Annotated in this window: 10 protein-coding genes; all 10 read right to left on the bottom strand. The window is 64.3% G+C overall.

Going from position 1 to position 11,534, the window contains the following annotated elements:
- Positions 1-179: 179 nt before the first annotated feature.
- The 10 genes from VFB33_04690 to VFB33_04645 all read right to left on the bottom strand — a co-directional run bounded on the left by VFB33_04690 (position 180) and on the right by VFB33_04645 (position 11,446).
- Entirely contained in the window at positions 180-1,160 is a 981-nt protein-coding gene (locus VFB33_04690; protein ID HZO80971.1) for a glycosyltransferase family 2 protein, read from the bottom strand.
- A gap of 43 nt (positions 1,161-1,203) precedes the next feature.
- Positions 1,204-2,343, bottom strand: a complete 1,140-nt coding sequence (locus tag VFB33_04685) for a Gfo/Idh/MocA family oxidoreductase (GenBank protein ID HZO80970.1) — start codon at positions 2,341-2,343, stop codon at positions 1,204-1,206.
- Positions 2,340-3,305, bottom strand: coding sequence for an NAD-dependent epimerase/dehydratase family protein (locus VFB33_04680; GenBank protein ID HZO80969.1), 966 nt, complete (start codon positions 3,303-3,305; stop codon positions 2,340-2,342). Before VFB33_04680 ends, VFB33_04685 begins: the two co-directional genes overlap by 4 nt.
- Positions 3,306-3,374: 69 nt before the next feature.
- Complete coding sequence (locus VFB33_04675) at positions 3,375-4,253, bottom strand: class I SAM-dependent methyltransferase (GenBank protein HZO80968.1); 879 nt, start codon at positions 4,251-4,253, stop codon at positions 3,375-3,377.
- 104 nt (positions 4,254-4,357) lie between these two features.
- Positions 4,358-5,206, bottom strand: a complete 849-nt coding sequence (locus VFB33_04670) for a ChbG/HpnK family deacetylase (GenBank protein HZO80967.1) — start codon at positions 5,204-5,206, stop codon at positions 4,358-4,360.
- A 75-nt stretch (positions 5,207-5,281) separates the two neighbouring features.
- Positions 5,282-6,493 (bottom strand): glycosyltransferase, encoded by a 1,212-nt coding sequence (locus VFB33_04665; GenBank protein ID HZO80966.1) that lies wholly within the window; start codon positions 6,491-6,493, stop codon positions 5,282-5,284.
- A gap of 128 nt (positions 6,494-6,621) precedes the next feature.
- Positions 6,622-7,809 carry a glycosyltransferase family 4 protein gene (locus tag VFB33_04660; GenBank protein HZO80965.1) on the bottom strand — a complete coding sequence of 396 codons (1,188 nt, stop codon included), beginning with the start codon at positions 7,807-7,809 and terminating at the stop codon, positions 6,622-6,624.
- Positions 7,809-8,912, bottom strand: a complete 1,104-nt coding sequence (locus tag VFB33_04655) for a glycosyltransferase family 9 protein (protein HZO80964.1) — start codon at positions 8,910-8,912, stop codon at positions 7,809-7,811. The genes VFB33_04660 and VFB33_04655 overlap by 1 nt, the downstream gene beginning before the upstream one ends.
- A 45-nt stretch (positions 8,913-8,957) precedes the next feature.
- Complete coding sequence (locus tag VFB33_04650) at positions 8,958-10,328, bottom strand: hypothetical protein (GenBank protein HZO80963.1); 1,371 nt, start codon at positions 10,326-10,328, stop codon at positions 8,958-8,960.
- A complete protein-coding gene (locus VFB33_04645; protein ID HZO80962.1) occupies positions 10,325-11,446 on the bottom strand; it encodes a glycosyltransferase in 1,122 nt (373 codons plus the stop codon). Before VFB33_04645 ends, VFB33_04650 begins: the two co-directional genes overlap by 4 nt.
- Between the last annotated feature and the right edge of the window lie 88 nt (positions 11,447-11,534).

Here is an 11,534-nt window from a genome sequence, read left to right as displayed (position 1 = left end):
GTGCGCACCTCGTCCCCGTCCAGCACCTCCACCCGGTAGCCCCGCCCCCGCAGCTCCTCCGCCGCCATCCCCGCCAACGTCGACTTCCCCGCTCCCGACAACCCCGTGAACCACAACGTGAATCCCTCGCTCATCGCCCGCCTTAGTGAATGACTATCGGTAGGGGGACCGACTTGCTCTTAGCCGAGCGCCTCGCCTGAGCGCTGTCCTGCGTCTGTGGCCTTGGCCACGTCGGCGAGCACCTTCGCCGGATCGCTCGACGCGGGGCCCTTCAAACGCGCATGCATCGGCGAAGCAGGATCCCGCTGCAGCTCCATCATCTTCAACGATACCTGGTAGTCGTAAAACATTTGAAGCACGCAATAACGAAATCCGACGCGGCCATCGAGGAAGCCCCGCTTCCAGAAATACGAATAGCCAAATCTCAGTAGAGGACGGCCGATCGCATAGCGGTAGGCGAGGCGTTTGAGCCAACGCCTTCGCTCAGGCGCTGTGCCCAGTGGGCGTGCCGAAAGCATGCCGTCGGCAGATCGCCCGCTCCGTTCACGAAGGCCCTCGAAGGCTTCCATCGTGGAGTAAATGTTGTGGCGATCGAAATACCGTTCGAGTCCTTTGCGATCGTCATGAATAAGATAGTGTTTCAGGCGGGCGAGCGGGGGCTCGACCATCAGGTGCTCGTGCACCGCGCGCTCCTCGAACCGTCCGCGGTTGCGCCTGAACAGCAGCAGCCGCCAGTCGGGATGCCAGGCGCCATGGTAAAGCGGCTCGCCCATGAAGTGGTTAATCATGGCAATATAGTAGCCGTTGCAGGGCGCGCGCGTTGCGCTGAGCAGGGAGCGTATTTCTTCCCGCAACTCGACGCTGACGCGCTCGTCGGCGTCCAGAAAAAGCACCCACTCGGTACTGATAGGAAGATTGTCCAGCGCCCAATTCTTTTGAGCCGCGTGAGTCTCGAAGGGATGCTGGACGAATCCTGCACCTGATTCCAGCGCAATCTCGCGTGTGCGATCGGTGCTGATGGAATCGACTACCCACACGGCCTGCGCCCAGTCGGCCACCGAGTCGAGCGCCGCGCGCAGATTTCGCTCCTCGTTATACGTGAGAACGAGCACCGTGAGTGGAAGCTTGGGCGGCGCTACAACATGGTTTTCTCGACTCATCAGGAACGCCGTGTGCGCAGGCGGATTCAAAAGACGTCGCCGGTCATCGTGATTGCCCGGATGCGACCCGGTCCGCGCAATAGCGATGGGTCAAATCCGCCGCGGAGACGGGCGCCGTCGAAGGGGAGCGGTTTACGGCCGGGCGGCGATATGCGCGGCGCGCCACTTGGTCGAGCGTCTCGAGGGTTAGCATCGCGTCTTCCCGGCCGACCGGCACTCGCCCCTCGCCGCGCAGCGCGCTCAAAAAGGCGGCGAACAGCCGCGCATGCGGGATCGCCCGGCGCGCAATGCCCCAGCCGAGCTTTTCACGTGCCGTATGGGCTGCAAACTGGGCAAGCCGTCTCGCCTCGCCCACGCAGCGATGGAGCGGCGAGTCACGGCCCGGCAAGCTACGCAAGCCGTCGGGAAAGAACTGCAGGGCCAGGGCCCCGTTCTCCCCGAAAATTTCCAGATCGGTGCTGCGGCACTTGGCGTCGACCATCAGTTCAAACTGGCCGCGCGCGCCATTTTGATGCACCGTCGTGAAGACGACATAGCGCAGACCCATGCTGTCCTCGTCAGCGTCCACTGTCCGAATTTCCGCAAGCGGCCCCAAAAACAGCAAGGCGAGGTCGACAAAGTGATAGCCGATTTCGAACAGGAGCGCCCGATGGCCGCGCTCGTCGCGCATCCAGCGCGCCGGCTCGTCGAACAGCGAACCGCTGCGAAAACGGACCGTGACCAAATCAATATCGCCCAGCAGGCCGGCGCGATGGAACAAGCGGGCTTTGAGGGAATTGCTTTTGAAACGGTAGTTGTGAATCGGGCAGAGCGTGACGCCATGGGCGGCGGCCAGATCGAACAGGCGGTGCGCCGAAGGCGCGTCCAGAGTCAACGGCTTTTCGCATAACACGCTCAGGCCTTCAGCCAAAAGCCGCTCGGCCGCCCGCGCGTGCTGATCACCGGGCGTGCCCAGCACGACGAAGTCCAGCTCCTCTTTTCGCTCCAGAACTTCCTCAAGCTCGCTCACGCCCAGCGCCCGCGGGTAGCAGCGCAGCACGCCGTCGCGCGCAGCGGGCGAGGGATCGCAAGCGAGCGCGAGCTGCGCCTGCGGCAGCGTGGACCAGGCGGGAAGATGGAGCTCGCGGGCCACCCGTCCGCATCCAATCATGGCGAAGCGCATCGAGCGGGCGCCGGCCGTCATGTCGCGCTTGCGGCCATCAGACGCAGGCCGCGCTCCAGACCTATCTCGGGGCGCACCCCAAGCTCGGCAGCGAGGCGGGCGCCGCTGTAACGCACGCGGCTGAGGGCGCGGCGCAGGGTCTCGCGCCGCCGCGGATCGCGCCCCAGAGGCCGCTCGAGCAACCGATCGGAAAGCGCGAGCAGCAAGATCATGCTGCGCGCCGGCAAACGGAGCAGCGGCGGATGGCGACCGTAAACCCGGCGATACGCGTTGAAATAATCGTTCTGGGTCGGCATCTCCGGAGCCACCAGATTGTAGGTCCGGCCCGCCGCGCGGCCGTCGTTCATGATCGCGATCATCATGCGCGCCGCGTCCCGCACGTGGATCAGCGGCAGCGGCTTGTCTCCGCGCCCGAGCACCAACCATACCCTGGAGGTGACGCTCAACGCGGTGCCGGGCAGCGGGTTTTTCATCCCTGGGCCGTAGATCAGTCCGGGGCGCACGATCGTAAGCACAATCCTGGGATCGCTCAGATAGCCCTGCGCGATCAGGTCGGCCTCGGTCTTGGCACGTGCGTAAGACCCCCGCGCCGCAGGGTCATCGATCGGAAAGTCCTCGTCGATGAGCGCGCCGTCGGTCATCGCGCTTCCGGCGTACACGCTGAGCGAACTGACGAACAGCGCCCGGCCGCCGCGCGCGGCAAGTATTTCGAGCAGCCTGCGCGAGCCCTCCACCGTCACCCGCCGGTAATAGTCCCAATCGCCGGCGGTGGCGGCGGCCAAATGATAGACGCCGGCCACCCCGTCCAGCGCCGATTCCAGCACGCCCGCGTCGCCGATATCTCCGCGCACTAGCTCGATGGCCGACTGATAGCGCCAGCGGTTGACGCAGCGGCGCCCCAGGACCCGTACGCGAGCCCCGCGGCGGACCAACTCCTCGACCAGATGGCGGCCGACAAAGCCCGTCCCCCCAGTGACAAGCATCGTGCCGGAGCGGCTCACCCGATTTCTGACGCGCTTCGCGTCTGGTTTGAAAATCGCGGGTGACGAATACTATTCCGCCCGCTGAACAAGAACGAACGTGCTACGCTCGTCGGGGGCCGCGCTCCACAGATTGTCACCCGTAAGCCGCAGCAGCATCGTCGAAAACGCGCGATACGCCTGGCCGACGCCGGGTCTGACATACAGACTTCGCCGACGCCAGCCGCAGGCGTCGAGCAGGCGATGGAGCGCCAGCAGTGCGGCGTAACCGAGAAAGTGAACGGTGCTCAGGCGCGGATGCCGTTCCAGATCCTGCGCGAGGCGGAGACCCGCGCGCTTCAGCTTACGGTCCAGGCCGCTTCGCGTATATGAGCGCAAGTGGCCGATAATCGCGCGATACTCGGGATAATAGGCGCCGCCGGCAACGTCGAGAACCATCCAGCCGCCCGGCGCGAGTATCCGGCGCATCTCGGCCAGCGCGCCGTCGTCGTCTGCCACGTATTCCAGCACGCCGAGGCAGAAAACGAGCTGCGCCACGCCGGAGGCCAACGGAATCGCCGTCGCCGAGCCGCGCACCAGTTCCACTCCTTGCCCGGTCACGCACCGCGCTAAACGAAGGTCGTTTCCCGCATACCCGATCCCGACCCGACGGTAACTTTCGGGGAGCGCTCCGAGCAGGTCGCCCACGCCGCAGCCGACGTCAACGACGCGCGCGCCTGCGGCAACGGTGCGCGCCGCGATCGCGCGCGCCGCCTGCGCGCGCAGCATGACGCGGAAGTCGTATTTTGCCCAATCAACATGACGTTCGCCGTGATAGCTTTCGAAGAACTGATCCGCCCCACCGCGATACTTCGGCCGCCCGAGCCGCGACAGACGCAGACTCAGCCGGTAAATCAGATCCCACAGCCGCGGTTGCGGCAGACATGCGCCTTCATCGACCGGATGACGCACTTCCGGCCGCGAGGCCGCTCTTTCACCGCGCGCGGAGGGTCGAAGACCCCAAGGCCCGGCCCCGGCTTCGGACCACATCGTGCGGAGCAAACGCATCTGTCAGCTCAGTCGGCGCGTCGCAATTCCGGGAGCGGCTGCTTGCCCGCCAGTGCGCGTTGACGGGCATCTGGCCGCAGGTCGTTCCAGGAAATCATCTCATGGCCCGCTGCGGCGATGCGCGCGCTGAAACGCGCCGCCATCCCGGCTTCCTGATGCCGCCAGGCTTCTTCCCGGCCGGGATGAACCCCGACCTCGAGGCTGCCGTCGGCACCGTGCATGCGCTGGAGCAGCCGGTCGGCCCAACTCACGCCCGCTGCGCCTGCGGTCGGCATGAAAAAGCGATCGGTTGTCACAAAATGCGTTCGAATATCGGCCGCCAATCTTCGTCCCAGCCAAAAAGTCGCACTGCTCAGCGGACGGGCGAGGTAGACGTTCTGCGCGTTTCGAACACGCCCGATGCCGAACTCGGGCAGCACGGCGCGCAACACGTCGCGGAACGCGGCCAGCTTGTGGGTGTGGCCATGCGAATCGACATGGGAGACCGCAACGCCGGCCTCGATCACCGAGCCGATTTGCGCGCGCATCTCTGTGGCTATCTCCTCCGGCGACAACAGCCCCAGCAGTGCCCGCAGGCGAGTTTGCCTGGTCGAATAAAAGCGACCATCCGCCCTAATCAAGGTCGGCAGCCGACCCGGATCCATCAGGGGCCGCTCCAAATCGTCGGTAATGAAGGTCAGATGGACGCCGAAGCTCCACGCGGGATTCCGCCGGGCAAACTCCAACGCACTTCTCGTCGCCGGCATCCGCGGCATGATGGTGGCGCTGGAGAGCACGCCACGCTCGAACAACTCGATTGTCGCGCGCACGCTCTCGTCCGAGTATCCGAAATCGTCGGCGTTGATGATCACGCGCATCGCTGGCCGCGCAACGGCGGTGCGTCTGGTCCCGACCCGGGCGTGTCGAAACCGCGCAAAAGCGGGCAGGCTTCGTTACAGGCTCAGCCCTCGTCCGCCGTCGGCCGCCGCGCCGCCACGAGCCTTCAAAATGTCGCGGTATAGCTCGATCATCCTCTCTCCGGCGGCGCGCCAGCTGAAGACTTCGCGCGCAAGCCGCCGGCCGGCCCTGCCCATATCCTGGCGGGGTGTGGCGTGCTCAAGCAGCTCAAGCAACGCACGTTCGAGCTCGGCCCGATCGCAATTGATCACGATACCGGCCCTTGCGCGGGCGATTTCCCGCCAGATGTTCACTCGATTCGAAATAACGACCGGCAGGCCGTTTGCCATGGCTTCGACCACGGCGATGCCGAAGTTTTCCGAGTACGAGGGCAGGACGAATAGGTCGCTCGCCGCGAACGCAGCCGTTTTCTCTCGCCCGAGCAGCATTCCACCGAAGGTGGTGCAGCCAAGCGCGCCCTCTTCTCTGAGCCATTTTCGCACCTGCCGACCGTATCCTTCGTCATCGGGCCCGGCGATGAACAGATGCACGTCGTCGCGCCGGCGGCGGATTGTCCCGAATGCGCGGGCCAGAATGTCGAGGCCTTTCTTGAACGTCACCCTTCCGAGAAACAGGATGACTCGTTTGCCGCGCGTTTCGGGCCATCGCGAGTAAAACTCCTTGCCGGCCTCTTCGCGGTCGACCTTCTCGATGGTTACGCCGAGCGGCACGACCGCCCCGTTCAAGTTGAACCCCGTGGTCTTCGCTAACTCCAGCTCGTCCTCAGCGGTGAAATGCACCGCGGCGGCTTGCTCCAGATAACGGCGGTCGAAAACGGATTCGTACAGTCGTTTTCTGAGTGCGTGGCGCCGGAATATGAACGGATCCAGCGTGCCATGCGGCAGCATTATGTACGGAACGCCGTGCGCCTGAGAGTAGTGCGCTGCGGCGACCGTGCTGAAACGATAAAGCGAGTGAATATGAACGAGATGGTATGCGGGAATGTCTCTTCTCAAGGCGGCGGCCAGCGGCAAGGACACGGCATAGTTGCTGTGGGGAAATACGGGAAAGTAGGTGATTTCCGTGCCCGACTGATCGGGCACCGGCCGGAAAAGCGGCACATTCAGGCTGCCGGAGCCGTCGAAGTTGGTGGTGTAGATGGCTACCCGCTCGCCACGCCTGGCCAGTTCGCGGCACATCTCCAAGGCCACCTTTGAAGGCCCTCCATACCGTGGCGCCAGTGCCGGGATAACGTGGAGAATCCGCATCTCAGAGCGCAAGCGGCGCCGACACGGAGGGCGGCCGCGATCCGGAGCGTTTTTTCAACTCGAACTCTGCGTGGTTCCAGGTCGAACCCTGCGCGGCCGGGCTGCGGCGCACGCGCGCCGGCGCGTGACTACAAACCCAGAGCAGTACGGAGGCCTTGCACGTCTTCCTCGAAGCTCCAGCGGCCGATGATTTCCAGGCTGCGCTGTCCCATCGCAGCGCATCGATGGGGGTCGGCAAGCGCCTCCTCAAGCCTGCGCGTGAGGTCCGCGCGGTCGCCGGCCTTGAAGATGAAGCCGTTGACGCCGTCATGCACCAGGTCCGGCGCGCACCCCACCCGGTCGCTGGCGACGATCGCCTTGCCCGCATTCATCGCCTCGTTGACGACCAGGCCCCACGGCTCCACGAGCGAGGGCACCACACACACATCGCTAAGCTCGTAGAGGGCCGGCATCTCGGTCTGGTTCTTGAAGCCGAGGAACCTGATCGTATCCAGACCCCTGGCAGACGCCCGTTGCTCCAGGGCGCGGCGCAACTCGCCGTCGCCCACGTAAAGGAGATACGGGCGCCGTCCCGCGGGGCAGCTGGAGGCCAACCGAGCGTAGGCATCCAATAGGTCGCCCGGAGCCTTGCGCGCGGTCATCTTACCCGCATAGAGGATCACGGGCCGGCGGGGTTCAAGGTCGAGCGCAGCGCGGAGCGCGGCGCGCGCGGAGGCGGATTCGGCCGCGCGCGCGTGAAAAAAAGCATTGTCGACCGCGTAGGGCATCATGGAGATGCGTCGGTCGGGGATGCCGCTCTGCTGATAGTAGCGGCCATTGAGCGTTCCGATCGCCAGAAAGCCATCCGCAACTCTCTTGAGCCACGCAAATAGCAACTTTTTGAGCTTGCGCTTCGGCGCACCGCGCAGGCTGCTGATCGCGGTCGCCTCGTCCCGTACCAGCACCTTTATCCCGCGCCGCTTCGCCGCCGCCATGGCCGCCCAATGCTGCCAGCGCATGTAGCCGTGGACCCAGAGCGCATCGAATCGTCCGGCCTCGAGCCTGGCCGCAAGTCCATAGTTTATCGGCCGCCAGAACGAAGGATTATTCTTTGATCCGAGCGCCGGGAGGAACTCGTATTCGTAGCCGCTGAGCAGCGGCACGTCCCAGCGAATCGCGCGCGAAAACCCGCGATCTACAAACTCGCGCAGCGAGACATCGCTTGCGAAGAAGACCTTGAGCCGGATGTCCGGCTCGGCGGCGATTCGTCGCAGCAGCGGCGCCTGGTACTGGATCGGATGGGTTACCAGGTAGGCCAGTCGAACGCCGCTCTTCATCAAAGGCCCACGGAGCCGGTGCGGCGAGTCGACTCCGGCTCCGCCAGGGACTCGTCGAGCGCCGCACGTGCCGCGAAATAGACTTCATCGACGGTAATCGAAGTAATGCATTTCTTCTGGAATTTCGCGCATCGTTCCAGAGCGCATCCTTCGCACGGCACACGATGATAGACGACCCGATGATGGTCGCCGTAAGGAGACCACAAGCGAAGCGGCAGGCGCGCGCTGAACACCGCCACGCACGAAGTTCCCATCGCAGCCGCCAGATGCATCGGTCCGCAGTCGTGCCCGACAAAGAGCCGCGCCCTTGCCAGCAGCGCAGCCGTTTCGCGAGGCGTCGCCGCGCCGCACAGATTGATGGTCGGTCCGCGCCAGCGGGCCGCAGCCATGTCGCTTACCGACGCCTCCCGCGCCGCCCCGACCAGCACCAAGCCGAGCTCGGGCCGGTCTTCGCCCAGACGCGCCAGCAGAGCCTGCCAGTTCCCGACGCCCCAGTCCTTGACTTCAATCCTGGCGCCAACGCTGCAGGCGATATATTGCTTGCTGCCGGGCCATCCGCGCACCAAAGTCGCCGCGCGTGCCTGCTCCTCGGCACTCAAGCGCAAATCCCAGCTGGCCCGTTCCGCCAGGCGAGCGTCGCCCAGCTCTCTCACGCATCGCGCAAGCCGCTCCGTCTCGCATTCGTAACTTTGGCTGGCTGCGTCGTAGTGGTAGCGCTGGAGCTCGCGTCGCCATGGGGGCGGTATTATCTGCCCGACTCCGCTTGCGCGGAAAAACGCAACGTCCCGCATCAGGGCTCGGAGGCCCCTAGGTTCGGCCAAAAAAATCAGAAGCTCGGGGCGTAGCGACCGAATCCGGCGCGACAGCGCAGCGAGCGCTCTCAGCCCGCGCAAACCTCGTGGATACTCGATGAAACCGTGGACCAGCCCCGAACCGCCCAGCACGTCAGCCGCCGAGGGCGTGGTGGGACCGACGGATCTGTTGCTCAATAGCCAACGCTCGGCGTCGGGAAAACGCCGCGCGATCAGATGAAAGCAGGGCAACGCGACCACGGTGTCGCCCAGGCTGCCTAACCGGTAGATCAGAATCCGTCTTGCGGCCATGCCGCCACGCAAACGCAGCCCTACACCGCTTGCGACCGACCGCGCTTATCCGCCAGCGGCCGCCGCCGCACGATCCGTCACGAGCTTGCCGTTGATCGGCCTAAGCGCCCGCCAGAGAACGGCCAATCCGTAGCAGCCCAGCATCAAAATCGCCCACCGCATCAGCCCGATTACACCCGCGTAGCTGGTCTCGATCCGCAGAACTGAATCCAGCGTCAGCCCCGCCATGATCACGTAGAGCCCCCGGTACCCCTTCAGCAGATTCAGCATCGCGGCGCCGACGGCGAACGCACCGGCCATCAACAGCGCGAAGATCGCCACCGCCAAATAACCGAAATCAATCAGCGTTACTCCCAGGAGATTGGTATTATAGTCCGAGGTGTAATTCGAGTTATACCCATACAATTCGTCAAACTCCAAATCGGGGTTTACATACTGCTTCGTGGGCCACATAAATAGTGGAATGTGATTCTCGATTTCGTGCGCCAGCAGCAGGCCTTCCTGAGGTCCCTGGCGCTCAATCGCCCGCAGCACGATATAGTCGTAATCCCAGTCCGCCCCGCGTGCGGCAACGTTTCTGACGGTCGTTTGCCAATCGCCGGCCGCCGCAGCGAGCCGTTTGTCGCTCTTGTCGATGCCCAACCTGAGCGCGATGGGGTCGAACCAGTACTCGCGATAGGTTTGATAAATATTGCTCGCGACGAACATCATCCCCAGTACCACCATCCACCGGACCGCGGCCCGGAGCGCAAAAGGATTGCTCCGGCGGGCGAGGGACCATAGCACCAGTCCCAGCAATAGCACTTCGAACTCGACCGTCCGTCCCCAGGTCGCAGCCAGGAACAGCATCGCGACCGACACCATCAGGGCTACGCATCTTTCCGTTCCACGACCAATCAGAGATTTTGTCCACGCCGCCACAAAAAGCCCCTGGATCAACCCGCTGTACTCAATCTGTTTGGCGCTGGTGAACAGGTACGGCAGGCCTCCGGGGACGAGTCTCACGTCGGAATCGGACAGCACCCCATAGCGGCGGATGCCGTACAACGTAAGCAGGCCCATCAGCCCGGCAACCGCGACCAACGACCATACGGAAGTCTCCGCGGCGAGGCCGGCAATTCGGTTGAGTCGAAGCGCCCCCTTCAACCGCTCCGGCAACCGCGACATCAACAACCTGACTCCGACAAGACTTGTCGCGAGCAAAATGTACACGGTGACGACAGTGCGCGGCTCGTAGCCGCCAAGATCCGCCAGCGACGCCTCAACCAGGGCGACGCCGCCGTAAAATACCCCCACCATCAGGATGTACAGATCGGCCAGGTCGAAGCGGGCCGCCTGCCACCGCCGATGGCAGACGGCTCCCGTTACGCCCAGCCACAGCAGGGAGAGCAATATGACTACCGCGTTGGTCGTCATGGATAGCCGGTCCGCTCGCGAGCGCCAATTGCAATTTGGCGGTTCATCGCTTCCGCCGCTCTCGGTTGAACCGACTTTTCTTTCCGCGAAAGGCCTTTCGCCGCGGCGAGGATCGCCGCCAGCCGGTCGCCGTAGGTGTGCCCCCCGGTGGTCACGCGCAGATATTGCGCTTGCGCGATTTCGGCTCGCTCGCGCTCGTGAGCCAGGTAGTAGCGGACCTTCGCCGCGAACTCCTGGGGCGAGGAGAAGTACGCGCCTTCGTGCTCGTCCTGGAACAGCGCCAGATGTTCATCGGCGCGCTCGGCCAGCATGAAGCAGCCGCAGGCCGGAAGCTCGAAGCTGCGCATCGAGTGCGTGTCGCGGTTGGCGTGCCGCACCAGGTTGACGGCGATCCTGGCGCCTGCCAACGCCAATCGAAAATCGCGCCCCAGCGCGAAACCTCGCCAATAGCGGCGCAATCGAAGGCTGCGGTTCCACTGACCTCCGTAAAGCGCAAGCTTCAGACTCGGGATTTGCTTGAGGAGGTGCCTGAAGAAGACAATCCGCTCGCGATCATACGAACCGATGAAGACCACGTCGGAATCGAAGCGCCGGCGCTCTTCGGCGCTCGCGGGCGGCTCGGGAAAATGCACCGACGGCTGGTAGCCAAACGGGAGATACATGACGTTGGAGCATCCGGCTCTGACGACGTCCTTCATGATCGCCCACTTGGTGCATACGTAAAGGTCGTAAAGCGGGATCGTCTCGATCTGGCCCGGCGGGCTGACTCTGGAATTGAAGGGGTCGTCGGTCGCGTAATTGATCAGGGCTGCGCCGGTGGCGGCTTTGACCCGAGCCAGAGTCGCGCGAGTCAGAAAGGCCCCCTTGCAAATCAGGATCAGGTCGGGGCGAAACGCGACCGCCTGCGTAAGAAAGCGGCGATTGATTGCCGCGCAATCGACTGGAGGGCGGCGCGCGATGCGCCGCGCGATGCGTTGCAGCAGACGGCTCCCGCCCTTATCGAACGGAGCTTCATCGCAGAACTCGTAGCTGAACTCGCCGGCGTCTTTTTGCGCCAGTTGTGCAGCCGCTTCCACGAAGAACGGACTGGTGGGGCGGTAGGCGCTCGTGTCAGACAACAGCAGACGCACCGCTACTTTTCTCTTTCCGCCGCGGGCGCCGTTTGCGCCTTCGTTCGCTTCGGCCGGCGCCGGCCTCCCACCCGAT

The organism is Candidatus Binataceae bacterium (assembly GCA_035650475.1).
Lineage (GTDB): Bacteria > Desulfobacterota > Binatia > Binatales > Binataceae > JAKAVN01.
The sequence above is the reverse complement of the archived record's forward strand: the minus strand, read 5'-3'. Positions and strand labels throughout refer to the sequence as shown.